25 protein-coding genes are annotated in these 25,054 nt (G+C 69.1%); 9 read left to right on the top strand and 16 right to left on the bottom strand.

The features are described 5' to 3' along the window. Positions 1-86 precede the first annotated feature (86 nt). On the bottom strand, positions 87-248 hold the full coding sequence (locus D9601_RS08880; RefSeq protein WP_198353618.1) for a hypothetical protein: 162 nt from the start codon (positions 246-248) through the stop codon (positions 87-89). A gap of 113 nt (positions 249-361) precedes the next feature. Between D9601_RS08880 and D9601_RS08875 the strand changes: the two genes are divergently transcribed. Beyond that, positions 362-2,284 (top strand): S9 family peptidase, encoded by a 1,923-nt coding sequence (locus D9601_RS08875; protein WP_198353617.1) that lies wholly within the window; start codon positions 362-364, stop codon positions 2,282-2,284. A 133-nt stretch (positions 2,285-2,417) separates the two neighbouring features. Here D9601_RS08875 and D9601_RS08870 read toward each other — a convergent pair whose 3' ends face one another. The 4 genes from D9601_RS08870 to tgt form a co-directional block, all read right to left on the bottom strand. Further along, entirely contained in the window at positions 2,418-3,437 is a 1,020-nt protein-coding gene (locus tag D9601_RS08870) for a cell wall hydrolase (RefSeq protein WP_198353616.1), read from the bottom strand. A 130-nt stretch (positions 3,438-3,567) separates the two neighbouring features. Further along, a complete protein-coding gene (locus tag D9601_RS08865; protein WP_198353615.1) occupies positions 3,568-6,399 on the bottom strand; it encodes a M16 family metallopeptidase in 2,832 nt (943 codons plus the stop codon). Positions 6,400-6,599: 200 nt separating this feature from the next. Further along, positions 6,600-6,818 (bottom strand): hypothetical protein, encoded by a 219-nt coding sequence (locus tag D9601_RS08860; protein ID WP_198353614.1) that lies wholly within the window; start codon positions 6,816-6,818, stop codon positions 6,600-6,602. Between the two features lies 1 nt (position 6,819). Further along, complete coding sequence (gene tgt / locus D9601_RS08855; RefSeq protein WP_198353613.1) at positions 6,820-7,956, bottom strand: tRNA guanosine(34) transglycosylase Tgt; 1,137 nt, start codon at positions 7,954-7,956, stop codon at positions 6,820-6,822. Between the two features lie 81 nt (positions 7,957-8,037). Between tgt and D9601_RS08850 the strand changes: the two genes are divergently transcribed. Beyond that, positions 8,038-8,202 (top strand): hypothetical protein, encoded by a 165-nt coding sequence (locus D9601_RS08850; RefSeq protein ID WP_198353612.1) that lies wholly within the window; start codon positions 8,038-8,040, stop codon positions 8,200-8,202. Positions 8,203-9,351: 1,149 nt separating this feature from the next. On the opposite strand, the gene D9601_RS08845 is transcribed toward D9601_RS08850, so the two are convergent. The 6 genes from D9601_RS08845 to D9601_RS08820 all read right to left on the bottom strand — a co-directional run bounded on the left by D9601_RS08845 (position 9,352) and on the right by D9601_RS08820 (position 13,314). Then, on the bottom strand, positions 9,352-9,813 hold the full coding sequence (locus tag D9601_RS08845; RefSeq protein WP_198353611.1) for an EF-hand domain-containing protein: 462 nt from the start codon (positions 9,811-9,813) through the stop codon (positions 9,352-9,354). Positions 9,814-9,818: 5 nt separating this feature from the next. Then, positions 9,819-10,850, bottom strand: a complete 1,032-nt coding sequence (queA, locus tag D9601_RS08840; protein ID WP_198353610.1) for a tRNA preQ1(34) S-adenosylmethionine ribosyltransferase-isomerase QueA — start codon at positions 10,848-10,850, stop codon at positions 9,819-9,821. Beyond that, on the bottom strand, positions 10,847-11,557 hold the full coding sequence (locus D9601_RS08835; protein ID WP_198353609.1) for a peptidylprolyl isomerase: 711 nt from the start codon (positions 11,555-11,557) through the stop codon (positions 10,847-10,849). Before D9601_RS08835 ends, queA begins: the two co-directional genes overlap by 4 nt. A gap of 100 nt (positions 11,558-11,657) precedes the next feature. Continuing rightward, positions 11,658-12,164 (bottom strand): pantetheine-phosphate adenylyltransferase, encoded by a 507-nt coding sequence (gene coaD, locus D9601_RS08830; protein WP_198353608.1) that lies wholly within the window; start codon positions 12,162-12,164, stop codon positions 11,658-11,660. A gap of 15 nt (positions 12,165-12,179) precedes the next feature. Then, positions 12,180-13,073, bottom strand: a complete 894-nt coding sequence (locus tag D9601_RS08825) for a polyprenyl synthetase family protein (protein WP_198353607.1) — start codon at positions 13,071-13,073, stop codon at positions 12,180-12,182. A 1-nt stretch (position 13,074) separates the two neighbouring features. Further along, positions 13,075-13,314 (bottom strand): exodeoxyribonuclease VII small subunit, encoded by a 240-nt coding sequence (locus tag D9601_RS08820; RefSeq protein ID WP_198353606.1) that lies wholly within the window; start codon positions 13,312-13,314, stop codon positions 13,075-13,077. A 61-nt stretch (positions 13,315-13,375) separates the two neighbouring features. Between D9601_RS08820 and D9601_RS08815 the strand changes: the two genes are divergently transcribed. Then, positions 13,376-14,734, top strand: a complete 1,359-nt coding sequence (locus tag D9601_RS08815) for an NAD-dependent succinate-semialdehyde dehydrogenase (protein ID WP_198353605.1) — start codon at positions 13,376-13,378, stop codon at positions 14,732-14,734. A gap of 23 nt (positions 14,735-14,757) precedes the next feature. Here D9601_RS08815 and D9601_RS08810 read toward each other — a convergent pair whose 3' ends face one another. After that, positions 14,758-14,952 carry a hypothetical protein gene (locus D9601_RS08810; RefSeq protein WP_198353604.1) on the bottom strand — a complete coding sequence of 65 codons (195 nt, stop codon included), beginning with the start codon at positions 14,950-14,952 and terminating at the stop codon, positions 14,758-14,760. Between the two features lie 53 nt (positions 14,953-15,005). Beyond that, positions 15,006-16,643, bottom strand: coding sequence for a GGDEF domain-containing protein (locus tag D9601_RS08805; RefSeq protein ID WP_232474018.1), 1,638 nt, complete (start codon positions 16,641-16,643; stop codon positions 15,006-15,008). 303 nt (positions 16,644-16,946) lie between these two features. On the opposite strand from D9601_RS08805, the gene D9601_RS08800 reads away from it, so the two are divergent. Then, positions 16,947-17,267, top strand: coding sequence for a hypothetical protein (locus D9601_RS08800; RefSeq protein WP_198353602.1), 321 nt, complete (start codon positions 16,947-16,949; stop codon positions 17,265-17,267). 186 nt (positions 17,268-17,453) lie between these two features. Further along, positions 17,454-18,284: a 23S rRNA (adenine(2030)-N(6))-methyltransferase RlmJ gene (locus D9601_RS08795; RefSeq protein WP_198353601.1), complete on the top strand. Its 831-nt coding sequence runs from the start codon at positions 17,454-17,456 to the stop codon at positions 18,282-18,284. Between the two features lie 114 nt (positions 18,285-18,398). On the opposite strand, the gene clpA is transcribed toward D9601_RS08795, so the two are convergent. Both clpA and D9601_RS08785 read right to left on the bottom strand, forming a co-directional pair. After that, positions 18,399-20,714, bottom strand: coding sequence for an ATP-dependent Clp protease ATP-binding subunit ClpA (gene clpA, locus D9601_RS08790; RefSeq protein ID WP_198353600.1), 2,316 nt, complete (start codon positions 20,712-20,714; stop codon positions 18,399-18,401). Between the two features lie 134 nt (positions 20,715-20,848). Then, positions 20,849-21,043 carry a DUF1192 domain-containing protein gene (locus D9601_RS08785; RefSeq protein ID WP_198353599.1) on the bottom strand — a complete coding sequence of 65 codons (195 nt, stop codon included), beginning with the start codon at positions 21,041-21,043 and terminating at the stop codon, positions 20,849-20,851. A gap of 75 nt (positions 21,044-21,118) precedes the next feature. On the opposite strand from D9601_RS08785, the gene D9601_RS08780 reads away from it, so the two are divergent. Continuing rightward, positions 21,119-22,117, top strand: a complete 999-nt coding sequence (locus D9601_RS08780; RefSeq protein WP_198353598.1) for an NAD(P)H-quinone oxidoreductase — start codon at positions 21,119-21,121, stop codon at positions 22,115-22,117. Positions 22,118-22,199: 82 nt separating this feature from the next. After that, a complete protein-coding gene (locus tag D9601_RS08775) occupies positions 22,200-22,883 on the top strand; it encodes a hypothetical protein (protein ID WP_198353597.1) in 684 nt (227 codons plus the stop codon). Positions 22,884-22,965: 82 nt separating this feature from the next. Here the strand turns inward: D9601_RS08775 and D9601_RS08770 are convergent, their stop codons facing one another. After that, positions 22,966-23,226 carry a hypothetical protein gene (locus D9601_RS08770; RefSeq protein ID WP_198353596.1) on the bottom strand — a complete coding sequence of 87 codons (261 nt, stop codon included), beginning with the start codon at positions 23,224-23,226 and terminating at the stop codon, positions 22,966-22,968. Between the two features lie 191 nt (positions 23,227-23,417). On the opposite strand from D9601_RS08770, the gene D9601_RS08765 reads away from it, so the two are divergent. Continuing rightward, positions 23,418-24,089 carry a DUF1013 domain-containing protein gene (locus tag D9601_RS08765; RefSeq protein ID WP_332837948.1) on the top strand — a complete coding sequence of 224 codons (672 nt, stop codon included), beginning with the start codon at positions 23,418-23,420 and terminating at the stop codon, positions 24,087-24,089. Between the two features lie 68 nt (positions 24,090-24,157). Next, positions 24,158-25,015, top strand: coding sequence for a dienelactone hydrolase family protein (locus tag D9601_RS08760; RefSeq protein WP_198353595.1), 858 nt, complete (start codon positions 24,158-24,160; stop codon positions 25,013-25,015). The last annotated feature ends 39 nt before the right edge of the window (positions 25,016-25,054 follow it).

Raw genomic sequence — 25,054 nt, 5'->3', positions numbered from 1 at the left:
GGGGCTTCCACGCAGCGCTGCGTCGGCCGATACCTCCCTCCGTCAGGCCTGCGGCCTGCCACCTCCCCGTGCCGGGGAGGATGGGCTCACGCGTTCCTGGTCAGCGAGGATTTGCGCGGGATCGTCTCGCCCTGCGGCTGGCCCTTGTCGAGCGTCTCGCTCGGCCGGCGCGCGTCGCCCGGCTGCTGGTGCTCCGTCGACAGATTGGGGTCGCGCGTCACCCCGGTCGGCTTCAGATCGTCCTTCATGTCCATGGCTCCTCTCGTCCCCCGCCAACGGTCCGGGCGGCGGACCCGTTCCCCTTGCGGGGCGACGCATGGCCGCTAAGCTGCCCCGGTCCATCGCCCGTTCCGGAGCCGTCATGCGTCTGAAATCCGCCGCTTTTGCATCCGCTGCCATTCTCCTTGCCGCCGCGCCCGGCGCGACCCAGACGGCCCCTGCGATCCACGGCTACGGCGGCCTCGCGCTCAGCCCCGCCGGCGACCGGACCGCGACGATCGAGGCGCAGGGCAATCGCGGCGTCGTCACGCTGCGCAGCGTCGCCGACGGCCGCATCCTCGGCACGCTCGATCCGTGCCCGAGCTGCGGCTATGCCGGCCTGACCTTCGCGCCCGACGGCGGCCTCGTCTTCCTCGCCCGCGATTACAAGGCCGGCACCGTCGCGCTGGATCATGCCGACGCCAGGGGGGCGGTGCGCACGCTGGCGACGATCCGCGGCATCGCGCAGACACCACGCGTCTCGCCCGACGGCAAGCGCGTGGCGCTGCTCGTCACGCTCGGCGCCAACAAGGAATCGGGCGCGACCCAGGCGGGCGTGCGGATGATCGGCGAGATCGGCGAGCAGAATGACGAGCAGCGGCTCGCCGTGTTCGACATCGCCGGCAGCAACGTCACCGCCGTCACGCCGGTGTCGCCGCAGGGCCGCTACATCTACGAATATGACTGGACGCCCGACGGCCGCGGCTTCGTCGCGACCACCGCGCTGGGCAATGGCGACAACAATTGGTGGGTGGCGACGCTCGACGCGATCGATGCGCAGAGCGGCGCGGTGCGCCAGATCGCCAAGCCGGCGACGCAGCTCAACCAGCCGCGCGTCTCGCCCGACGGCAAGACCGTCGCCTATATCGGCGGGTTGATGAGCGACTTCGGCTCGATCGGCGGCGACGTCTTCACCGTGCCGCTCGCCGGCGGCACGCCGCGCAACATCACGCAGAGCGCCCGCGAGACGGTGACGACGATCGACTGGACGCGCGGCGGCCTGCGCACCGTCAGCCTGGCGGGCGACCAGGTGCGGCTCGGCACGTTGGTGCCCGGCCGGCCGGTCGCGCCCGGCTTCGCCAAGGCGGCGAGCGCGACCGCGGGCGACGGCCGCGCCGTCTTCTCCGCCGATGGGCGTATCGCCGCTGCGGTGGTGCAGGATTACGAACATGCCCCGGCCATCTACGCCGGCCCGGTCGCGGCGCTGCGGCAGGTGACGCACGACAATGACGCGATCCAGCCGATCGCCAGCGCGCGCAGCGTCACCTGGAAGAACGAGGGCTTCGACGTGCAGGGCTGGCTGCTCGGCCCGCGCACCGCGCCGACCGCCAAGGCGCCGATGATCACGATGGTCCACGGCGGCCCGTCCGCGGCGTCGACGCCCAATTTCTACACGCCGGCCAGCATGGTCGCGCAGCTGATCGGCGCGGGCTATTACGTCTTCTACCCCAATCCGCGCGGCAGCTACGGCCAGGGCGAGGCGTTTACCGCCGCCAACAGGCGCGATTTCGGCGGCGGCGACCTGCGCGACATCCTCGCCGGCATCGATGCCGTCGAGAAGGTCGCGCCGATCGACGACAACCGCCTCGGCCTCGGTGGCTGCAGCTACGGCGGCTTCATGGCGATGTGGGCGAATACCCAGACCAACCGCTTCAAGGCGATCGTCGCCGGCGCCGGCCTGTCCAACTGGGTCAGCTATTACGGCACCAACGGCATCGATCAGTGGATGCTGCCGTTCTTCGGCAAGTCGATGTACGACGACATGAAGGCGTACGAGGACGTGTCGGCGATTTATCAGGCGAAGAAGGCGAAGACGCCGACCTTCATCTACGTCGGCGAACGCGACATCGAGGTGCCGCCGACCCAGTCGATCGAATGGTGGCATGCGCTGAAGGACAACAACGTGCCGGTCAGCCTGGTGATCTATCCCGATGCCGGCCATTGCGTCCCGGCGCCGGAACAGTCCCGCGACGTCACCAAGCGCGCGATCGCCTGGTACGACACCTACGTGAAGGCGGCGAAATAGGCGCCGTCCTGCCCCGCGCCGCGGGGCGGAGGCCAGCGAAGCCGATGGAGGGACTGTTCCGCGGGCGGTATCGTCGTCGGCGGTACCTTCCCTCGGCGCCCGCGCGCTGCCGCTTCGCCGCAAGCGACAGGGGTCAGCGTAGCGGCTTGCCCGAATCCTTCCACTTGTCGAGCACGGTCGATGCCGGCGGCAGATGGTCCTCGCCGGCCGCCGCGACGGCCGCCAGCGCGCGGCCGCTGTCGGCATAGGGCGCGCGCACCTCCGACGCGGGCGTCACCGGCGCGACCGGCACCGGGGCGGCGGCGGCGATCAGCGCCGGCGCGGCGGGCGTGACCGGCGACAGCGGCGGTGCATGCGGCCCGGGCAGCGGCTCGCCGCCGCGATAGGGGCGGCCGAATGCCGCCGCCGTCCCCCACGGCCCCTTCCAGCGGTGGAACAAATGCGCGCCGACCACGTCGGTCAGCACCAAGGTCCGGTTCCACGCCGGCGTCACCGCATAGGTGTGGTAATGCGTCGCCAGCCCGACCGGCGCATAGACATAGCCGGCGAGCGCCTTGGCCGCGCTACGCGCCGCCCGCGCCCAGCCGCTGCGCGACGGCACCCGCGCCATCGCTCCGTCGCAGGCGAAGCTGAACTGGCAGCCGGCATGCTCCGATCCCTGGTAGACGACGCCGCACACCGTCGCCGGAAAGGCGGGATGGCGGACGCGGTTGAGGACGACCTGCGCCACCGCCGCCTGGCCGGCGTCCGATTCGGACGCCGCCTCGTAATAGACCGCGGCGGTCAGGCATTGGAGTGCGCGGCCGCGGTCGATCGCGGTCGCCGCCCGGGTCGAGAAGGGGGCGGCGCCCGCCTGCGTCGATGGGCCGAGCGCGGCGCGGGCCACGGCGGCGGGCAGCGGCGGCAGCGCGATCGTCCCGGTGACGCCGACCGCCGGCGCCGCCTGTTCGGCGACCGGCGCGTCCGTCCGGTCCGCCGCGGCGTAGAGCAGGGCGGCGCCGGGGAAATGCGCTTCCGCCTCATAGCCGGTGGCCTGCGGCAGCGGCGGCACCGCGCCGGCATGGGCGGCGATCGCCAGCCACGCCGCCCGCACCGCCAGCGCGACGAGCACCGAAGCCGCCAGCGCGACCAGCGCCAGCCACGCCCGCGTCATCGTTCTTATGGTCCGTGCCCGCACCCGCATCGCCCGGCCATAGCCGGATAGGGGTTGCCAGTCCGTCACCATCGCCGGCCCGTCCCGCGGCGGGACGGGCCGTCCCCCTCCCGCGCGGGGAGGGGGGGGCTCACTTCAGCGTCGCGCTGTCCAGGTTCAGCTGCGTCTCGCCGATCGTCTCGACCTGCGGATAGGCGGCGCGCAGCGGGGCGATGAACTGCTTGGCGTCGCCGACCACGGCGATGCTCGCCGCCTTGGGATCGAGCAGCGCCGCCGACGCCGCCTGCACCTCGGCCGGGGTCACTGCCTCGACCTTCCGCGTGTAAAGCTGCAGCTCGCCGAGCGACACGCCGTCGAGGACATATTCGCCCAATATGCCGGCGACGCCGTCGGTGGTCTCGATGCCGCGGCCGAAATTGCCGACCAGCACCGCCTTGCGCGTCGCCAGCTCCGCCTCGGGCACCGGCGCGCTGCCCATCTTCGCCATTTCCGCGGTCATCAGCGTCACCACTTCCGCCGCGGTCGGGTTCTTGGTCTGCGTCCGCGCCGCGACGCTGCCGATCGTTCGGGCCGCATCGACGCCGCTCGACGCGCCGTAAGCGAGGCCGCGCTTGATCCGCACCTCCTGGTTGATCCGCGACGAGAAGCCGCCGCCCAGCACGGTGTTGGCGACCGCCAGCGGGTAATAGCGCGGATCGGCCCGCGCGATCGCCGGCCGTTCGACGACGACGCCCGCCTGTCCCGCGCCCGGCATGTCGACCGCGACGACGCGCGGTGCGGGCAGCGCCGGCGGCGGCGGCAGCGTCTGGGCGGTGCCACCGGCGCGCCAGCCGCCGAGCTGCGATTCCGCCAGCGTCTTCGCCTGTGCCGGCGTCACGTCGCCGACCAGGATCAGCGCCGCCTGGTCCGGTCGCCAGGTGCGGCCATAGGCACCGACCACGTCGGCCCGCGTGATCGCCTTGAGCGATGCGGGGGTACCGTTGCCCGGCGCGCCATAGGGCGAGGCGCCGAAGGTGGCGCGATCGGCGACCAGCGCGGCGAGCTGCGCCGGGTTCTTGAGCGCGACGGTGACCCCGTCGATCTGCTGCGCGCGCGCCCGTTCCAGCTCCTGCGGCGCGAACACCGGATGCTGCGCGACATCGGCAAGGATCGTCATCGCCGGGGCGAGCTGGTCGGACTTGACCGTCACCGCGACCGAGCCGCCCTCGCTGGCGGCGTCGGCGCCGATCGACGCGCCCAGGCTTTCGATCTGCCGCGCGATCTCCGTCGCGGAGCGGGTCGTCGTGCCCTTGGTCATCAGATCGGCGGCGAGCTGGCTGACGCCCGACCGGCCGGCCGGATCGAGCGCCTCGCCACCGGTCGCGACCAGATAGGCGGTGGCGATCGGCAGGTCGTACTTCTCGACCGTGATGACGCGCAGCCCGTTGGCCAGTCGCGTCTCCACCGGCTGCGGCAGATTGGCCGTGACCGGCGCCCCCGGTGGCGGCGGCAGGATGCGCTGCCCCTCGGGCGCGGGCGTCACCACCGCGATCTGCGCCGGCGGGGTCAGCGGCGCGGTCTGCACCGTCGCGGCGACCGCGATCGTGTCGCCGCTGCGGCCGGCCGGCTTGGCGCTGTCCGGCAGATAACGGATCGTCGCCGACTGGTCGTCCCGAAGATAGGCACGCGCCACCCGCTGTACGTCGGCCGCGGTCACCCGGGCGATCTCCGCCAGCTGGCGGTCGGCGGCGCGCGGATCGCCGTCGATGATGACGGAGGAGGCGAGGATGCGCGCCTTGCCCTCGGCGGTCTCGCGGCTTCTGATCGCCGCGGTCAGGATTTCGTTCTTCGCCTCGGCCAGTTCCGCCGCCGACACCGGCGCGTCGCGGAAGCGGGCGATCTCGCGCTTCAGCGCCGCCTCGCCTTGGTCGACCGTCTTGCCGCCCGCCAGGATTGCATAGGCGACGAGATTGCCCGTGCCCTGCTTGCTGTCGAGGAAGCTCGACGCGTCCTGCGCCAACTGGTCGCGATAGACCAGGCTTTCGTACATCCGGCTGCTTTCGCCGGTCGACAATATGGTGTTGAGCACGGTCAGCGCCGGGATGTCGGCGCTGCGATCGGCCGGCACGTGCCAGCTCATCAGCACCGCGGGCAGCGGCGTATTGGGCTCGTAGACGGTGTAGCTCACCGCCCTGGTCCGCGCCGGCTCCTGCACCGTCACGCGTGGGATGGCGCCCGCGGGCCTGGCGATGCCGGCGAAATACTGGTCGACCCAGCGGTCGAGCTGCGCCGGATCGAAATTGCCCGACACCACCAGGATCGCATTGTCCGGCCGGTAATAGGTCGCGTGGAAGGCGCGCACGTCGTCGATGGACGCGGCCTCCAGATTCTCGATGCTGCCGATCGTCGAACGGGCATAGGGATGCGTCGTATAGGCCGCCGCCGACAGATAGGTGGAGAAGAGCTTGCCGTAGGGCCGCGCCAGCGTCGACTGGCGCAGTTCCTCCTTCACCACGTCGCGCTCCGAGGCGAAGCTCTTCGGCTCGACGACCAGCGCCGCCATCCGGTCGGCTTCCGCGAACAGCAGCCGCTGCAGGTGATTGGCCGGGATCACCTCATAGTAATTGGTATAGTCGTCGTTGGTCGACGCATTGTTGTAGCCGCCGACATCCTCGGTCAGCCGGTCCATCTGTTCGGAGACGAGATTGCGCGTCGCCTTGAACATCAGATGTTCGAACATGTGCGCGAAGCCGGAACGCCCCTTCGGATCGTCCTTCGAACCGACATCGTACCAGACCTGCACCGCGACGTTGGGCGTCGAGGTGTCGCGCAGCGCATAGACGCGCAGGCCGTTGGCGAGGGTGCGCTCGGTAAAGGCGATCGGCTTCACCGCCGATGCAGTGGCGGCGGGACGGGGCTGGGCGGTGGCGGCAAGCGGCAGCAGGGCGGCGCCCAGAAGCAGGGCGGCACGAACGAGGCGCATCGAGTCAGGCTCCGACATGATGGGAGCGGCGAGCGTGGCAGGGCGCGCAGGTCGGTGTCAATCATCCTCCCCGGCACGGGGAGGTGGCAGCACGCAGTGCTGACGGAGGGGCTATCCGCAAACGGTGCGCTGCGTGGAAGCCCCCCTCCACCAGCTTCGCTGGTCCCCCTCCCCGCAAAGCGGGAAGGACCTAGACGGCGTCACCCCTTCTTCTTGCCCTTCTGACCCTTGCCCGAATTGGCGAACAGCACCGCCGCGGCGACCGCCGCCGAACCGATGCCGACGCCGATGATCCGCATCGGCCAATGGCCCTTTTTCGCCGGGTCCGCGGTATGCGCCTGGGCGGCGCTGCCAGAGGCCTTGGCGGCGGCGGCGGCGGCGAGGATCTCGTTGGGCTGGTCGGCGGACTGGTCTGCCATCTTACTCTCCCTGTTCGCGCCGGTACCGGGCACGAAACGAACTGGCGAATGCGGTCAACGTGCCGCTCGCAATGGCCCCGCGCAGGTCCGCCATCAAGTCCTGATAGAAGCGAATATTGTGCTCGGTCATCAGCATCGCGCCGAGGATCTCGCCGGCGCGGACCAGATGGTGCAGATAGGCGCGGCTCCAGGTCGTGCACACCGGGCAGCCGCACGACGGGTCGAGCGGGCCGGTATCCTCGGCGAATTTGGCGTTGCGCAGGTTGATCGGCCCGCCCCGCGTAAACGCCTGGCCGGTCCGCCCGGACCGGGTCGGCAGCACGCAATCGAACATGTCGATGCCGCGCTCCACCGCGCCGACGATGTCGTCGGGCTTGCCGACGCCCATCAGATAGCGGGGCTTGTCGGCGGGCAGCTGGCCGGGCGCGAAGTCGAGGCAGCCGAACATCGCCTCCTGCCCTTCGCCGACCGCGAGGCCGCCGACCGCATAGCCGTCGAAGCCGATGTCGATCAGCGCATCGGCGCTCGCCCTGCGCAATCCCTCGTCGAGCGCGCCCTGCTGAATGCCGAAGATCGCGTTGTTGGCGCCATGTTCGCCGCCGCCGTCGAAGGCGTCACGGCTGCGCTTCGCCCAGCGCATCGACCGCTCCATCGCCGCCGCCTGCACCTCGCGCGTCGAGGTCGTCGGCACCAGTTCGTCGAACGCCATGACGATGTTGCTGCCGAGCAGCCGCTGGATCTCGATCGAGCGCTCCGGGCTGAGCAGGTGGCGCGTGCCGTCGAGGTGCGACTTGAACGACACGCCCTCCTCCGACCTTTTGGTCAGATCGGCGAGGCTCATCACCTGATAGCCGCCCGAGTCGGTCAGGATCGGCTTCGACCAGCCCATGAAATCGTGCAGCCCGCCCAGCCGCGCGACCCGCTCCGCGCCCGGCCGCAGCATCAGGTGATAGGTGTTGCCGAGGATGATGTCCGCGCCGGCGGCGGCGACGTCACCCGGCTTCATCGCTTTGACGGTGGCGGCGGTGCCGACCGGCATGAAGGCGGGGGTGCGGATCGTGCCGCGCTGCATCCGGATCGTGCCGGTGCGCGCGCGGCCGTCGGTGGCCGCGATGGAGAAGGCGAAACGTTCGGTCATGGGGCAGGGCTCATGACGAAAGCGGCGTCCGGTGTCGAGCGTGCCCCTCGTGCGTTGGGGCCGGTGAGACAGGAGGATAGCATGACCGACCCCGACATGGCCCCCGGCGATCAGGCCGCGCCCGGCACCCCCGGCACCGGCGAGAACGTCTGCCCGCGCTGCAACGGCAGCGGCCGGCTCGACGGCGGTCCTTGCCCGAATTGCGACGGCAGCGGCGTGGTGATCGAAGGGATCGGCGGCGGCTGAAACCGCTGTCCTACAAAGGTGCAGGTGGGGTAATGGGTGGGGATCGCTCCACCGCTCTTTCGCATCGGCCAATCATGCCCGTCTCGAGCGCTTGCGCAAAGGACCGGAAGAAACGGCGTTCAGGCGTCAATTCTGTCAAGACTCGCGAGAATATGCATGCAAGCTAGGGGCTTAGCAGGCCCCATCCCGGCACCCATCCCCCTTCGTCATCCCGGCGAAAGCCGGGACCCATGGAGGCGAGCGGTCGGACGTCGCGCATCACGCCGCTGGCGCACTGTCCATGGGTCCCGGCTTTCGCCGGGATGACCGGGGGAGAAAGGGCTGCGTCCCCCCAGCCGTCATCCCCGCGCAGGCGGGGATCCAGACGCGCAGGTCGTCATGGGGGCCGCCACGTCAGCGCCTATGGATTCGCACCTCCGCGGGAATGACGATGGAGACAGATGACCCGCCCCTCGTTCCCCTATATCCTTGGAACGGAAGCCCAGCCTCTTGGCCGTCATCCCGGCGAAAGCCGGGACCCACGGAGGCGAGCGGCCGAACGTCGCGCATCACGCCACTGGCGCGCAGTCCATGGGTCCCGGCGTCCGCCGGGATGACGAAGGGGGAAAGGGCGGCCCTCGCGCCACCGTCATCCCCGCGCAGGCGGGGATCCAGACGCGCAGGTCATCGACAGCGCCGCCACGTCAGCGCCTCTGGATTCCCGCCTCCGCGGGAATGACGATGGGACAGATGACCGGCCTTCCCCTCCCCTATGTCCTTGGAAGGAAAGCCCGGCCTCTTGGCCGTCATCCCGGCGAAAGCCGGGACCCACGGAGGCGAGCGGTCGAACGTCGCGCGTCACGCCGCTGGCGCTCAGTCCATGGGTCCCGGCTTTCGCCGGGATGACCGGGGGACAAAGGGCGGCCCTCGCGCCACCGTCATCCCCGCGAAGGCGGGGATCCAGACGCGCAGGTCATCGTAGGAACCGCCACGTCAGCGTCTCTGGATTCCCGCCTCCGCGGGAATGACGGTGGAGTGGGGCTCGAGCAGCGTCCGATCCATCATCCAAGGTCTCGGGACGCCTGCCGCGGGTGCGACCTTTGCGACTTTCCACCGCACCGCCGCCCCCTGACAGGTGAGACCTTTGAGACCTTCCGCAACCCGTCGGCCTTACCGCCGCCGCCCGCGCCCCGGCATCGGCCCCGTCGCCATCCCGGCATTGGCGCGGATCGTCAGCGTTTCCTTGCGGGTCACCGTGCCGTCCTTGTCCTTGTCGAGCCGGTCGAAGATCCGCCCGAACGCCGCGTCCAGCTCGGTGAGCGTGATCCGGTTGTCGCCATCGGCATCGACCTCGAACGGGCTCGGCAGGGCGTTGCGGTCGCCCAGCCAGCGCTCCGCCCAATCGGCGAAGGCGATATAGCCGATCGATCCGCCGCTCGCGCCGTCGGCGGTCGCGAAGCTGCGCCGCACGCCGGCCTGCAGCTCGGCGCGGGTCGTGCGGCCGTCGCCGTCGGCGTCCCAGGCGGCGATCGCCATCGCCGCCGGCGCGACGACGAAGGTCGCGGGCGGCTGTGCCTGGGTCGGCGGCGCCGTCGGCACGGGTGCGACCTGAAGCAGCAGCGCGATCAGCATAAGCATCACCGTGATGGCAGGAGGAGCGAGGAATCCCCGTAACTGTAGAAGCGATAGCCGGACGCGATCGCGCGGGCATAGGCGGCCTGCATCCGCTCCAGCCCCATCAGCGCGCTGACCAGCATGAACAGCGTCGACTTGGGCAGGTGAAAATTGGTCATCAGCCCGTCGATCGCGCGGAAGCGGTAGCCCGGCGTGATGAAGATCGACGTGTCGCCTTCGAACGGCGCGATGCCGTCGCCGCCCTGCGCGGCGCTTTCCAGCAGCCGCAGCGAGGTGGTGCCAACCGCGATCACCCGCCCGCCGCGGGCGCGCACCGCGTTCAGCCGGTCGGCGGTGGCGGCGTCGATCCGCCCCCATTCGGCATGCATGCGGTGCGCATCGGTGTCCTCCGCCTTGACGGGGAGGAAGGTGCCGGCGCCGACGTGCAGCGTCAGCGTCTCGTGCAGGATCCCCGCCGCCGCCAGTCGCGCCATCAGCTCGGGCGTGAAATGCAGCGCCGCCGTCGGCGCGGCGACCGCGCCCGCCTCCGCGGCGAACATCGTCTGGTAATCGTCGGCGTCGCGCGCGTCGGTCGGTCGCTTGGCGGCGATATAGGGTGGCAGCGGCATCCGCCCGGCGCGTTCGAGCAGCAACTCGACCGGCTCGTCGCCGGCGAAATCCAGCGCGAAGCTGCCGTCCTCGGCTCGGTCGGACGCGGTCGCGGTGACGCCCTGGCCGAAGTCGATCGCATCGCCCTCGCGCAGCCGCTTGGCATTGCGGATGAAGGCGCGCCACCGCCGTGGCCCCTCGCGCTTGTGCAGCGTCGCGCCGATGCTGGCATCGCCCCGGCGTCCCTCCAACTGCGCCGGGATCACCTTGGTGTCGTTGAACACCAGGCAGTCGCCGGCGCGCAGCAGGTCTGGCAGGTCGCGGACCTGCGCGTCGCCGGTCGCGTCGCCGTCGAGCACCAGCATCCGCGCCGAATCGCGTGGGCTGGCGGGGCGCAGCGCGATATTCTCGGGCGGCAGCGCGAAGTCGAAGAGCTCGACCCTCACTTGGCCTGCGGTGCCACCTTCTTGGGGGCCGCCTTGCCGGCGGGGCGGGGGGTGCCCTTGCCCGCACCGGGCAGCGTCACCGGCGCGCCCAACGTCACCGGCGCGGGCGCCGGCATGTTGGCATAGGGCGGGGGATTGTCCGCGGCGATATAGGCGTGGACGATCTTGGTCGGGTCCGACGGCGGCTCGCCACGCTCGATCGCGTCGACATATTGCATGCCGTCGATGACGCGGCCGAACACGGTGTACTTCTTGTCGAGGCTGAGCCTGGGCTGGAAGACGATGAAGAACTGGCTGTTGGCGCTGTTCGGATCGTCGGCCCGCGCCGCCGCCACCGCGCCGCGGACGTGGGGCAGATAGTTGAACTCGGACGCGACGTTGGGCAGCGTCGAACCGCCGGTGCCGTCGCCCTTCGGATCGCCGCCCTGCGCCATGAAGCCGTCGATCACCCGGTGGAAGGCGAGGCCGTCATAGAAATGCTGGCGGGTCAGCGTCTTGATCCGCTCGACCATCTTCGGCGCGACATCCGGGCGCAGCCAGATCGTGACCCGGCCGCCGTCGGACAGGTCGAGCAGCCACTGATTCTCCTTGTCGGTGATCGCCGGCGGTGTCGCCCGGCCGGGGACATTGGCCTCGATGACCTGCGCGGCCACCGGACTGGTCGCCAGAAACAGGGAAAGCGTCAGAAAACGGGCAAACGAACGCATGGACTTCCTATCCCGAAGATGGCGCGGGCTTAGACCAGAACCGGGCTTGCGCCAAACTGAACATTGCCAGGGGTTTGCCGCGTCCCGCCGGCGGGCGGGACTAGCTGCCCTTGCGGCCGATCGCCTCGACCCGCGCGATCACCTCTTCGCACACCTGCGGCGTGACGAACTTGCCGATCGGCCCGCCGAACAGCGCGATCTCCTTGACCAGCCGGCTGGCGATCGGCTGCAGCGCGACATCGGCCATCAGGAAGACGGTCTCGAGCCGCGGATTGATCTGCTGGTTCATGCCCGCCATCTGATATTCGTATTCGAAGTCGGCGACCGCGCGCAGGCCCCGGACGATGACCCTGGCCCCCTCGCGCTCGGCAAAGTCCATCAGCAGCGAATCGAACGCGACGACCTCGATCGCCCCGGCGATGCCCGCCACCTCGCGCCGCACGATCGCCATCCGCTCGTCGAGCGTGAACATCGGCGACTTGGACGGATTGGTGGTCACCCCGATCACCAATTTGTCGACCAGCTTCGCGCCGCGGCGGATGATGTCCATATGGCCGAGCGTGATCGGGTCGAACGTGCCGGGATAGACGCCGATGCGGGTCGTCATGGTGCAGGGCTCCCCTTAGCGGTCGCGCGTCACGACGTAGCGGGCGAGGGCGCGCAGCACGTCCGCCTCCGCGCCGAAGCCCTTGAGGTGCTCGACCGCCTGGTCGACCAACATGCGGCATTGCTCGCGCGCGCGCTCGATGCCGAGCAGGGTCAGGAACGTCTCCTTGCCCGCGCCGTCGTCCTTGCGCAGCCGCTTGCCGGCCACCGCCTCGTCACCCTCTGCGTCGAGCAGATCGTCGGCGATCTGGAAGGCGAGGCCGAGGTCGTGCGCATAGCCGCGCAGCGCGGTGCGGCCCTCCGGCGGCACCCGGCCAAGGATCGCGCCCGCCTCGACCGACACACCGATCAGGGCGCCGGTCTTCATCTGCTGCAGCCGGGTCACCGTCGGCAGGTCGAAGCGCGATCGTTCGGCGACCAGGTCCATCATCTGGCCGCCCGCCATGCCGGTCGGGCCGGAGGCATGGGCGACCGCCATCACCAGTTCGGCGCGGACGAACGGGTCGGCGTGCGTCGCCGGATCGGCCAGCACCTCGAACGCCAGCGCATGCAGGCAGTCGCCGGCCAGGATCGCCGTCGCCTCGTCGAACGCCTTGTGCACCGTCGGCTTGCCGCGACGCATGTCGTCGTCGTCCATCGCCGGCAGGTCGTCGTGGATCAGCGAATAGACGTGGATCGCCTCGATCGCCGCCGCGACCTCGCCCGAACAGTCGCGCGACACGCCCAACAGATCGGCGGTGGCACAGACCAGCAGCGGTCGCAGCCGCTTGCCGCCGCCGATCGCGGCGTGGCGCATCGCCCGGTACAGGTCGGCGCGGGCATCGTCGGGGACGGCGAGCAGCCGGTCGAAGCGCGCGTCGATGTCGGCGGCGACGTCGCTGAGGGCGGTGGCGAGCACCGGCGGGATCATGTCAGCCTGCGGCAAAGGGACGCGTTCCCGCCGGCTTGCCCTCGGCGTCCAGCCGGATCGCCTCGATCCGCGCCTGCGCCGCATCGAGCCGCTCCGCGCAGCGCTGGCGCAGGCGGTCGCCGCGTTCGTAGAGCGCGATCGACTCGTCCAGCGTCGCTTCGCCGCTTTCCAGCCGCGACACGATCCGCTCCAGCTCCTTCAGCGCATCCTCGAACGACAGGTTTTCGATCGGCGTATCCATAACATGGCGCTATGCGGCAGGGCGCCGGATCGGGCAAGCGCCCCCGCGCGTTCGGTCCGCCATGTTCACCAGCATCAATCCCGCCACCGGCGAGGCCGGCACCCCGATCCCGGAACTCACCGCCGATCAGATCGAGCAACGGCTCGCCTGCGCCGCCGCCGCCTATGCCGCCTGGCGGCTGACCTCCTACGACGAGCGCACGGCGCTTTTGGAACGGATCGCCGAAGCGTTCGAGGCGGACAAGCGCCGCCTCGCCGAAATCGCGACGCGGGAAATGGGCAAGACGCTGAAGTCGGCGATCGCCGAAGTCGAGAAATGCGCCGCCGCCTTCCGCCATTATGCGCAACAGGGACCGGCGATGCTGGCCCCGGCGACCTTCGACACCGCCTCCGGCCCGGCCAAGGCGCGCTGGCTGCCGATGGGGCCGGTACTGGCGGTGATGCCTTGGAACTTCCCCTATTGGCAGGTGATCCGCTTCGTCGCGCCGACGATCATGGCGGGCAATGTCGGGCTGCTTAAACATGCCTCGATCACGCAGGGCTGCGGCGCCGCGATCGAGGCGACGATCATCGCCGCCGGCGCCCCGGCCGGTCTGTTCCAGAACCTCGCCATCCGCTCTGACAAGGTCGACGCGCTGATCGCCGATCCGCGCATCGTCGCAGTCACGCTGACCGGCAGCGAGGGCGCGGGGATCAAGGTTGCCGAGGCGGCGGGCCGGCAGCTGAAGAAGGTCGTGCTGGAATTGGGTGGCTCCGACCCGTTCATCGTCATGCCCTCCGCCGATCTCGACAAAGCGGTTGAACAGGCGGTCAAGGCGCGCACCCAGAACACCGGGCAATCGTGTATCTGCGCCAAGCGGATGATCGTCCACGCCGATGTGTACGACGCCTTCCTGGACCGATTTTCGGCGGCGATGCGCGCGGTCAAGGCCGGGGATCCGATGGCGGCGGATACCGACATGGGGCCGCTGTCGAGCGAGGAGCAGCGGCAGACCACGCTCGACCAGCTCGATGCGATCCAACGCGCCGGCGGCCGCCTGCTGTTCGGCGGCGAAGCGCTGCCCGGCAAGGGCGCCTATATGTCCGCCGGCGTGCTGGTCGACGTGCCGATCGATGATCCGGCGGCGCAGGAAGAGCTGTTCGGGCCGGTGGCGATGGTCTTCAGGGCCGCCGACATCGATGCGGCGATCGCGCTCGCCAACGACATCCCCTTCGGGCTCGGCTCGTCGGTGTGGACCAACGATCCTGCCGAGCGCGAACGGTTCGAGCGCGATATCGAGGCAGGGATGACCGCGGTCAACGCGATGCTGGCCTCGTCACCCGAGGCGCCGTTCGGCGGCATCAAGCGCTCCGGCCATGGTCGCGAACTCGGCCCCTACGGCCTGCACGAATTCATGAACCTGAAGACGGTGTTCGGCTGAACCGTGCGGCGATCCGGCGACGGTCAGCGCAGGTGCTGTGTCCAGGTGTAGAGGACCGACACGCCGACCAGCCCCAGGTCGATCGCCGCCTGCATCCGCCGCGGGGCCGGGTCACCGACGTCATGGGTGATCAGCCGGATGTCGGCGGTCGGGTGACGCATGCACAGTACCGCCAGCACCAGGCCGGCGCCTATCGCAACTTTCCGCCGATCGCCCATGCGCTTGCCTCCACGGCGAATAATAGCAGAGATGCGCCCCCGGTGCCAGCCGGTCAGGCGGCGCGGAACAGCGGCGCGGCATCGCGAACGCGATCGCGTCCCGCCGCCTTGGCCTCGAAGAGGGCGCGGTCGGCGCAGCGGTACAGCGCCTTCCAATCGATCTCGCGCAGCAGCGGCCCGACGCAGGTGCCGACGCTGGCCGTGACGGTCATGTCGAAGGGCATGCGCTCGGCACGCAGCCGGTCGAGCACGCCCTCCGCGTCGAACGGCACGCCGGCCGGAACGATCAGGGCGAATTCCTCGCCGCCGACCCGCGCCACCAGCCCCTCGGCCGGTACCGCCGCCTGCAGCGCGCGGGCGACGACGCGCAGCACCTCGTCGCCGCCATCGTGGCCGATCGTCTCGTTGACCGTCTTGAAGTGGTCGATGTCGGCCAGGATCAGCCGCTGCTCGCCCTCCCGCCCGATCGCCTGTTCCAGAAAGGCGCGGCGGTTGAGCAGGCCGGTCAGCGGATCGGTCGCGGCGAGCAGCCGCGCCGCGATCTCCTGTTCGCGTGCCTCGTCGCGCTCGACGCTGAGCAGGCGGATCCGGTAGGCGACGCCGAGTGACGACAATGCCGCCTCCATCGCCATGGCGAGCAGCGTCGACTGGTCGATCCACCAATGCCAGGCGATGACGTTCATCGCCGCGAGGATGCGCACGCCCGCCAGGAAGACCGGCCCGCCCCAGGCGAGCGCGAAGATCCAAAGATGATTGCTGCGCAACCGCCATGCCCGCCACAGGATCGCCGGTACGAGGCCGAGCAGCAGCAGGTAGGAAAGATTGACGGCGGCATCGATCGGCCGAGCGAAATGCGGTGCGAACAGCGCGAAGCCGATGGTGGTGACGATCACCGCACCGGCGACGGCACTGCTCGCCGGACGAAGCCAGCCGTCGAACACGCGCCGTTCGAAGAAGGCGCGGGCGAAGGTCAGCGCGGCTACCGCCGATGCCGCGAGCAACAGATAGTTGATCCGCATCCGGTCGTTGTTGTCGATGTCGGTGATCTGGCCGAGCAGGCCCGACGACGAGAAGGCATAGCCGAGCAGGCACAGCACCATCAGGCAATAGGCCGGCTGGAACGCCTGGCGCAGCGCCGCCCACAGGGCGAGATTGTAGATCAGCAACGCCAGGCACATACCGGCGAAGGCGGCATAGAGCGCCGCCATGCCGAGTTCACTACCCGCCGCCTGGTGGTGGTCGGCGATGCGCGCGCCGCTGATCACGCCGCGCAGATTGAGCGAGCGTTCGACCCGCCACAGGATCTGCACCGGCGGCGCGGCGCGGGGCGGCAGCATGAACTGGAAGGTCGCGCCGAGCATCAGGTTGTTGCCCGCATGGCCGCTGTCGAAGCCGTGGCGGGTGATATGCCCGTCGGCATGGAGCACGTAGAGCGTGACGCGATCCTGCCAGGTGCTGGCGAATCGGACGGCGGTCATCGTGCCTGGTGCGACGAAAGGCCGCGACCGGATCCAGAAATCGCCCGAGCCGTAACTGCTCTGCCGGCGGCGACAATCGAACCGGTCGCGCACGCCGAACATCGTGGCGGGCGTGTCGTGCGGCTGGACCCGCGCGATGCAGGTGTCGAGGGCGGTGCCGATCGCTGCAGTGGCAGGCGTCGCGAGCACGGCGAACAGCAACGCGATGGCCATCGCCCATGTTCGTCGCAGACCCCCGTTCGGCATATTCAACCCGCTAAACCGGTTTCCCCAAACATTGGTTAACAGTGGGAAAAGTGGCTGCCGCACGGTGGCGAGGGCGTTCGGAGGGGATGCTGTGCCGCAACGCACGCGCGCGCTACTGGCGGTCAGGCGGTGCACAGGCGGTGACCGATGCGCTCCTGCAGCGAACGGGTCTTTTCTCGCCTAGCGGCGGCGCGGCCCGGCTCGCCCATCGGTCGGTCTGACCGTGGCGAAGCCGTGCCCTGACCAGCCTGGCGTGCTAGGGGCGGCGATATGTCGAAATCACATAGCAACGGCGGAACCGTCGATGTCGATGGCGCCGCCTATGAGTGGCACCTGCAACGCGAACCGCATCAGTCCGATGACGAGGGCTGGAAGGGCATGACGATCGCCCTCCTCGAACGCGACGCACAGCGCGAAGCCTGGGTCGAATTTCCGCCGCCCAAGCGGCTTTTGAAAGGCCTGCCACGCGGCCGCCTGCAACTCGACGATGCGACCATCGCACGGTGCGTGCGCGCCGCCTTGTCGGCGGGTTGGGAGCCGACGTCCCGCGGTAAGCCGGTGGTGTTCACGGTCGATGCCGACGGCAATTGAGGTGACCCCTTGGACTGTGAACGTCGGACGTGGAAGTGAAGTCGCGCAATGGCCGAACGCGACAATGCCTTGGAGGACTTGGCCTGCTAGCGGCGCTCGCCCCGTGTCGGTGATTCCAGGCCGGCGGGGGCGCCCGCATCGATCGCTGCCAGCGTATCAGGCGGAGCAACGGGATTTGAGATTGCAGTGAACTATCGCCATTCCTTCCACGCCGGCAACAGCGCCGACGTCGTCAAGCACGCCCTGCTGATCGCGCTGGTGCGTGCCCTGCAACTGAAACAGGGTGCGCTCACCCTCATCGATACGCATGCCGGTTGCGGGCTGTATGACCTCTACGGCGAGGCTGCCCAGCGCACGGGTGAATCGATCCACGGCGTCGTACGGGCGGCTGCTGACCCCAATCCATTGCTGGACGAATATCGCGCTGCCGTGCGGGCGGTGAATGACGCGGCCGAGCCGCGTCTCTACCCGGGGTCGCCGCGTGTGCTGGCGCAGCTTCTGCGCCCGCAGGATCTTTTGATCCTCAATGAAAAACATCCCGAAGACGCCGATACCCTGCGCAGGGAGATGCGCGGCACACCCGCCGCCGTGCACGAGCGGGACGCCTATGAATTTTGGCTGGCGATGGTGCCGCCGCGGACCGCACGCGGCGTGGTGGTGGTCGACCCGCCCTATGAGCAAACGGACGAACGCGCCCGCATCGCGGCCACGCTGGGCATGGCGCACCGCAAATGGGGGCACGGCGTGACGGTGATCTGGTATCCGCTGAAAGACCGCGCGACGCATTTGCGGTGGAAAGAACAGTTGCGGAAGCTCGGCATCCCCAAGTTTCTGATGGTCGAGCATTGGTTGTACGACGAGGATCAGCCCGGCATCTACAACGGCGCGGGGCTCTTCATCATCAACCCGCCCTATGCCTTCACCCAGGCGCTTCCAGCCCTGCTGGAGGCCCTGCGCACTGCCTTGGCGCCTGAGGGGCATGATGGCGTCATGTCCGCCGACTGGTTAATCGTCTAAGGCAAAGCTGTATCGCCCCCTCTTCCACGGCGGGGACGAGTGCCGCGGAAACGAAAACGGATCGGACTCCATCGAATCCGATCCGCTTCGCCATCAGCCTGTGGGAAGAGCGCCTTACTTGGCGTCGACCGCCTCGGGCTTGCCCTTCTTGCGCGGCTTCTTCGGCGCGGCCGGCTCGATCGCGAAGGACAAGGCGCCGTCCTTCATCTTCACCGTCACCTCGCCGCCGTGGACCAGCTTGCCGAACAGCAATTCCTCGGCGAGCGGCTGCTTGATCTTCTCTTGGATCAAACGGCCCATCGGGCGGGCACCGTACAATTTGTCATAGCCCTTTTCAGTCAGCCACGCCTTGGCCGCATCATCCAGGTTGATATGGACCTGCCGATCCGCCAGCTGCAGCTCGAGCTGGAGGATGAACTTGTCCACCACCCGCGCCACGACCTCGGTCGGCAGATAGCCGAACGGCACGATCGCATCGAGGCGATTGCGGAATTCCGGCGAGAACATCCGCTGCACCGCCTGCTCGTCCTCGCCCTCGCGGGTGAGGTTGCCGAAGCCGACCGTCTCGCGCGCCATGTCGGCGGCGCCGGCATTGGTCGTCATGATCAGGATGACGTTGCGGAAGTCGACCGTCTTGCCGTGCTGGTCGGTCAGGCGCCCGTTGTCCATCACCTGTAACAGGATGTTGAACAGGTCCGGGTGCGCCTTCTCGATCTCGTCGAGCAGCAGCACGCAATGCGGGTTCTGATCGACCGCGTCGGTCAGCAGCCCGCCCTGGTCGAAGCCGACATAGCCGGGAGGCGCACCGATCAACCGACTGACCGAATGCCGCTCCATATATTCGGACATGTCGAACCGCTGGAGCGGGATGCCGAGAATCGCCGACAGCTGCTTGGCGACCTCCGTCTTGCCGACGCCGGTCGGGCCGGTGAACAGATAGTTGCCGATCGGCTTTTCCGGATCGCGCAGACCCGCACGGGACAGTTTAATTGCGGCGGCGAGCTTCTCGATCGCCCCGTTCTGACCGAACACCACGCGCTTCAGATCGGTTTCCAGCGTCTCCAGCGCCTTCTTGTCGTCCGTGCTGACCGACTTCGGCGGGATGCGCGCCATCGTAGCGATCACCGCCTCGATCTCGCGCGCCGTGATCGTCTTCTTGCGCTTGTTCTGCGGCACCAGCATCTGCATCGCGCCGACCTCGTCGATCACATCGATCGCCTTGTCGGGCAGCTTGCGGTCGTTGATGTAGCGCGCCGACAGCTCCACCGCCGACTTGATCGCGTCGGGGGTGTATTTGACGCTGTGATGCTCCTCGAACGCCGAGCGCAAGCCGGCGAGGATCTTGATCGTATCCTCGATCGTCGGTTCGTTGACGTCGATCTTCTGGAAGCGGCGCAGCAGCGCGCGATCCTTCTCGAAGTGGTTGCGGAACTCCTTGTAGGTCGTCGAGCCGATGCAGCGGATCGTGCCGCCCGACAGCGCCGGCTTGAGCAGGTTGGACGCGTCCATCGCACCGCCGCTGGTCGCGCCGGCACCGATCACGGTGTGGATCTCGTCGATGAACAGGACCGCGTGCGGCAGCTTCTCCAACTCGTTGACGACCGCCTTCAGCCGCTCCTCGAAATCGCCGCGGTAGCGGGTGCCGGCGAGCAGCGCGCCCATGTCGAGGCTGTAGATCACCGCCTCCTTGAGTACGTCGGGCACCTCGCCCTCGACGATCTTGCGCGCCAGCCCTTCGGCGATCGCGGTCTTGCCGACGCCGGGATCACCGACATAGAGCGGGTTGTTCTTGCTGCGGCGGCAGAGGATCTGGATCGTGCGGTCGACCTCCGGCCCGCGGCCGATCAGCGGATCGACCTTGCCGATCTTCGCCTTCTCGTTGAGATCGACGGTGAACTGCTTGAGCGCGCTTTCGCCCTTGCCCTTGTCGGCGGCGACCTTCGGCTTTTCCTCCTCGGCACCCTTGGGGGGCGTCGCCTCGTTGGCCTGGGCGCCCTTGCCGACGCCGTGGCTGATGAAGCTGACCGCATCGAGACGGCTCATGTCCTGCTGCTGCAGGAAATAGACGGCATAGCTCTCCCGCTCGCTGAACAGAGCGACGAGCACGTTGGCGCCGGTCACCTCGTCGCGGCCGGACGACTGGACGTGCAGGATGGCGCGCTGGACGACGCGCTGGAACCCGCTGGTCGGCGACGGGTCGGTCGCGGCATCGACCTTCAGCGCATCGAGTTCGGTATCGAGATAATGAGCAACGGTGGTCTTCAGATCGCCGAGGTCGACGTTGCAGGCCTCCATCACTTTCGACGCATGTTCGTCGCCGATCAGCGCCAGGAGCAGATGCTCCAGCGTCGCATATTCGTGGCGGCGGGACGACGCGGCCTCGAGCGCCTTGTGCAGCGTGGTCTCGAGCGCGGGGGCGAAGGATGGCATTCAGCTTACTCCAGTCGGGCCACGGTGGATCGCCGGGCCCTTTCCACCAATGTCGGTATTATGGGGCGTTCCATCAACCATCCGGGTAGCGGGCCGATGCCGGTTGCGACCGGCGGGGGCGATACCCGGCTGCGTCATCGCCGGAATAAGGCGTCGGCGCTTGCGCGGTGGTCGACGGCGCGTTGCATATGCGTCCGGGTCCGCTCGATCTCCACGGACAGCGCGGCGATCCGCGCCTCCAGCTCGGCGACCGACAGCGGATCGAGATCCTGCCGGTGCAGTTCGGCCAGCGCGTCATTGGGACGAGAAGGGCGGTCGTCCAGTTCCATGATCCCGGCAACGTTGACCCGCGGCCGTGCGATGTCAATAAGCTGAAGGCCGCCCCACCAATAGGATGCGACCGGATGAGCGATCTTCCCCAGACGATGCAGGCGATCGATCCGGCCGAGCCCGGCGGGCCGGAGGTGTTGCGGCTGGTCGAGCGGCCGGTGCCGCAACCGGGCGCGGGCGAGGTGCTGATCCGCGTCGCCGCGGCGGGGGTCAACCGGCCCGATGTGCTGCAGCGCCAGGGCAACTATCCGCCGCCGCCGGGCGCGCCGTCGATCCCCGGGCTGGAGGTCGCCGGCACGATCGCGGCATTGGGTGAAGGGGTGGACACGCTTGCGGTCGGCCAGCCCGTCTGCGCCCTGCTCGCCGGCGGCGGCTATGCCGAATTCGCCACTGTCGCGGCGGGCCAGTGCCTACCGGTTCCCGACGGACTGGAGATGTATGAGGCGGCCGCGCTGCCGGAGACATTGTTCACTGTCTGGACCAATTTGTTCGAACGCGCCTTCGCCAGCCAGGGCGACACGGTGCTGGTCCATGGTGGTACCAGCGGCATCGGCACCACCGCGATCGCCCTCGGCAAACTGTTCGGCCTGACCGTCATCGTCACCTGCGGCGACGCCCGCAAATGCGCGCGGGCGCTGGAACTGGGCGCGGACCATGCGATCGACTATCGCGAGCAGGATTTCGTCGAGGAGGTGCGCCGGATCACCGACGGGCGGGGTGTCGCCATCGTGCTCGACATGGTCGGCGGCGATTATGTCCCGCGCAATATCGCCTGCCTTGCCGAGGACGGCCGGCAGGTGTCGATCGCGGTGCAGCGCGGCGCCCACGCCACCGTGCCGTTGTTCGAGATCATGCGCCGCCGGTTGACGCTGACCGGATCGACCCTGCGTCCCCGCGATGCGGCGTTCAAGTCGCTGGTCGCCGACGAGATCCACCGCCACGTCTGGCCGCATGTCGAGGCGGGGCGGCTGCGCCCGGTGATCGACCAGATCTATCCGCTCGGCGAGGCGGCGGCGGCCCATGCCCGGATGGAAGCGGGCGACCATGTCGGCAAGATCGTGCTGACGCTCTGACCGGATCGGCACCAGGTCATTTCGCGACCGGATCGAACCGTGGTGCGGTGCGTTGACGGGCGGTTCAAGAAGAGGAGAGGGGATGCGGCCCTGGCGGTTGGGCGCGACTCTGGTCGCGATGGCGGTATCCTGCCCCTGCGCCGCGCAAAGCGCGCGCGAGATCCTGACCCAGGCATCCTTCGCCGATCGCGATCCCGACGATGCGCTCAAGAAGGTCGTGCAGGCGCAGGCGCTGACCGCCGCGCAGCTACGCCGCGACCCGGGCGATCGCGAAGCGCTGCTGATGCAGGCGACGGCGCTGGGGTATCGCGCCAAGCTGACCGGCAGCCGCACCGACGCGGTGGGCGCACGCCACGCGTTTGAGGCATTGGTCGCTCGCGATCCCCGCAATGCAGAGGCGCAATTGGGTTTCGGTGCCTGGCATATGGGGGCGATCGCCAAGGTCGGCCGGATGGTCGGCCGTGCCTTGCTGGGCGCGCAGAAGCCGGTGGCCTTTGCCGCGCTCGACCGGGCGGTGGCGCTGGGGGGCGATCGCGCCCTGTTCCCGGGACTGGCCGCGTTGCTGCGGCTACAGGCCGACCCTGCCGACCCGCGCGGGCGACAGTTGGCGGAAGTGGCGGCGCGCGCCGGCGTGGTGACGCCGCTCGACCGGCTGATGCAGCGCGGGGCGGTGGCGATATTGGCATCGCTGCGCAGCGACGATCCCGCCGCGACCCGCAAGCTCGCCTCTCAACTGCTGCCGCTGGGCCGCCTGCCGGATCGCTAGAGCCGGCGGGCACCCAGGCAAAGAAAAGGGCCCCGCAAAGCGACGCCGCGAGGCCCGTTCCACGCCGTGATGGCGTTAACGATTAGTTGCTGGCGGAATTGTCGCCGCCATCCGTCGCGACCAGCACGACCGCGACCAGTGCGGCGAGCACGCCGATGCTGACGAGGGTCGCGGTCGGCACCGATGCGCCGATCTTGCTCTTGCCGGCGGCCGGCGCCGCGGCGCGCGCGACCGAGAGGCTGGCGGCCGGGTTGCCGGTCGTCGGCGCGGCCGAAGCGGCCACCGGTGCGGCGAGAAGCGCAGTGCCGGCAACGGCGGCAAGCAGGCCCTTGAGGACGGTCATTTTATCAAACTCCCTGAACACGATATGCGGTGATCGAGCGTCGCATAGTCGAGAATTGTGACAGTTCGGTCAACGCAGGTGCCGCAAATCGTACGCCAGTTGCCATTCGGCCACACGCACAGTACATCGGGCCATTGTGACGGCCGCTCCGTGATGGGGCGGCCCTATTTATTTCCGACGGAGTAAATCCCGTGGCCCAGCCGCTCATGCCTCATGCGACCGCTTCCTGGCTGGTCGACAACACCTCGCTGTCGTTCGATCAGATCGCCGACTTCTGCGGGCTGCACATCCTCGAAGTCCAGGCGATCGCCGACGACACCGCCGGCACCAAGCTGACCGGTCGCGATCCCGTCCGCGCCCATGAGGTGACCCAGGACGAGATCGACAAGGGGCAGGCCGATCCGGCGTACCGCCTGAAGATGACCAAGGGGCCGGAGCAGGTGCGCCGAACCAAGGGGCCGCGCTACACGCCGGTGTCCAAGCGCCAGGACAAGCCGGACGGCATCGCCTGGATCATCCGCAACCATCCGGAAATCAGCGACGGCGCGATCAGCAATCTGATCGGCACGACGCGCACGACGATCGCTGCGATCCGCGACCGCAGCCACTGGAACATCGCCAACATCACGCCGAAGGACCCGGTGACGCTCGGCCTGACGTCGCAGCGCGAGCTCGACGCGGCGGTGGCCAAGGCCGCCAAGGCGGCGGGTACCGAGCCGGCGCCGCAGGATACCCGGCTGGAGGGCGATCGCGAGGCGCTGATCGCGTCGCTCCGTGCCGAGCGCGAGGCGGCCGCCCGCGGCGGTGTCGAGGGCGAGACCGACGCGCAGGCAGAGGCGCGGGCGCTGTTCGGCGACCGCTGAGCCGGAAGAGCTAGGCGTCGCCCCTGTCCTGAGATAGCCTCGCGCCGCAACCGATCGGGAGAGGCGCGATGTGCGACGAATGGACCGCCGAGGATAACGACCATCATCTGTCGCGCCGCCAGTTCGGCGCGGCGGCCGGCGTCGTCGGCCTGGCGATGATGCTGCCGGTCGCTGCCGATGCGCTGCCGGCGAAGGGCCGCGACGTGACGATCGCGACGCCCGACGGCGAGTGCGACGCCTATTTCACCGCGCCGACAAGCGGTCGTCACCCGGGCGTGGTGATGTGGCCGGACATCATGGGCCTGCGTCCCGCCTTCAGGCAGATGGCGGACCGGCTGGCGCAGAGCGGCTATGCCGTGCTCGTCGTCAACCAATTCTACCGTTCGACCAAGGCGCCGTTCCTGAAGGAAGGCGAATCGTTCGATCAGCCGCAGGTGCGCGACCGGATCATGCCGTGGCGCGAGAAGCTGACGCCGGCAGCAGTGACGGCCGACGCGCATGCCTTCGTCGCGTTCATCGATCGCCAGCCCGGCGTCGATACCAAGCGGCCGCTCGGCACGGCAGGCTATTGCATGGGTGGCCCCTTCGTCCTGCGCACCGCCGCGGCGGAACCGGCGCGGGTCCACGCCGGCGCCTCCTTCCACGGGGCCCAGCTGGTCACCGATACGCCGGACAGTCCGCACCGCCTCGCGCCAAAGCTGCGCGGCAGCTATCTGATCGCCATTGCGGAGAATGACGATGCGCGCAGCCCCGGCGACAAGGAAGCGTTGCGTGCCGCCTTCGCCGCGGCCAAGCGCCCGGCGGAGATCGAGGTTTACAAGGGGGCGATGCACGGCTGGTGCGTGATCGACAGCCGCGTCTACAATCAGGCGCAGGCGGAGCGCGCCTGGGGCCGGATGCTCGACCTGTTCAAGCGGACGCTCTGACGCAAGCTTTTGCATTGCTTCGGGATTGACGCGCCGGCT

This window comes from Sphingomonas sp. MA1305, from assembly GCF_016107325.1.
Taxonomy (GTDB): Bacteria; Pseudomonadota; Alphaproteobacteria; order Sphingomonadales; family Sphingomonadaceae; genus Sphingomonas.
Note: the sequence above shows the minus strand (reverse complement) of the source record. Positions and strands in the feature narration are given on the sequence as shown.

Coding starts and splice junctions, on each gene's coding strand:
- clpA (WP_198353600.1), bottom strand. CDS start 20,714: ATGCCATCCTTCGCCCCCGCGCTCGAGACCACGCTGCACAAGGCGCTC.
- D9601_RS08825 (WP_198353607.1), bottom strand. CDS start 13,073: ATGATCCCGCCGGTGCTCGCCACCGCCCTCAGCGACGTCGCCGCCGAC.
- D9601_RS08775 (WP_198353597.1), top strand. CDS start 22,200: ATGCGGCCCTGGCGGTTGGGCGCGACTCTGGTCGCGATGGCGGTATCC.
- D9601_RS08785 (WP_198353599.1), bottom strand. CDS start 21,043: ATGGAACTGGACGACCGCCCTTCTCGTCCCAATGACGCGCTGGCCGAA.
- D9601_RS08780 (WP_198353598.1), top strand. CDS start 21,119: ATGAGCGATCTTCCCCAGACGATGCAGGCGATCGATCCGGCCGAGCCC.
- D9601_RS08860 (WP_198353614.1), bottom strand. CDS start 6,818: ATGGCAGACCAGTCCGCCGACCAGCCCAACGAGATCCTCGCCGCCGCC.
- D9601_RS08875 (WP_198353617.1), top strand. CDS start 362: ATGCGTCTGAAATCCGCCGCTTTTGCATCCGCTGCCATTCTCCTTGCC.
- D9601_RS08760 (WP_198353595.1), top strand. CDS start 24,158: ATGTGCGACGAATGGACCGCCGAGGATAACGACCATCATCTGTCGCGC.
- D9601_RS08815 (WP_198353605.1), top strand. CDS start 13,376: ATGTTCACCAGCATCAATCCCGCCACCGGCGAGGCCGGCACCCCGATC.
- D9601_RS08820 (WP_198353606.1), bottom strand. CDS start 13,314: ATGGATACGCCGATCGAAAACCTGTCGTTCGAGGATGCGCTGAAGGAG.
- D9601_RS08805 (WP_232474018.1), bottom strand. CDS start 16,643: ATGGCCATCGCGTTGCTGTTCGCCGTGCTCGCGACGCCTGCCACTGCA.
- D9601_RS08845 (WP_198353611.1), bottom strand. CDS start 9,813: ATGCTGATCGCGCTGCTGCTTCAGGTCGCACCCGTGCCGACGGCGCCG.
- tgt (WP_198353613.1), bottom strand. CDS start 7,956: ATGACCGAACGTTTCGCCTTCTCCATCGCGGCCACCGACGGCCGCGCG.
- D9601_RS08880 (WP_198353618.1), bottom strand. CDS start 248: ATGAAGGACGATCTGAAGCCGACCGGGGTGACGCGCGACCCCAATCTG.
- D9601_RS08810 (WP_198353604.1), bottom strand. CDS start 14,952: ATGGGCGATCGGCGGAAAGTTGCGATAGGCGCCGGCCTGGTGCTGGCG.
- D9601_RS08800 (WP_198353602.1), top strand. CDS start 16,947: ATGTCGAAATCACATAGCAACGGCGGAACCGTCGATGTCGATGGCGCC.
- D9601_RS08850 (WP_198353612.1), top strand. CDS start 8,038: ATGACCGACCCCGACATGGCCCCCGGCGATCAGGCCGCGCCCGGCACC.
- D9601_RS08865 (WP_198353615.1), bottom strand. CDS start 6,399: ATGCGCCTCGTTCGTGCCGCCCTGCTTCTGGGCGCCGCCCTGCTGCCG.
- coaD (WP_198353608.1), bottom strand. CDS start 12,164: ATGACGACCCGCATCGGCGTCTATCCCGGCACGTTCGACCCGATCACG.
- D9601_RS08870 (WP_198353616.1), bottom strand. CDS start 3,437: ATGACGCGGGCGTGGCTGGCGCTGGTCGCGCTGGCGGCTTCGGTGCTC.
- D9601_RS08770 (WP_198353596.1), bottom strand. CDS start 23,226: ATGACCGTCCTCAAGGGCCTGCTTGCCGCCGTTGCCGGCACTGCGCTT.
- D9601_RS08835 (WP_198353609.1), bottom strand. CDS start 11,557: ATGCGTTCGTTTGCCCGTTTTCTGACGCTTTCCCTGTTTCTGGCGACC.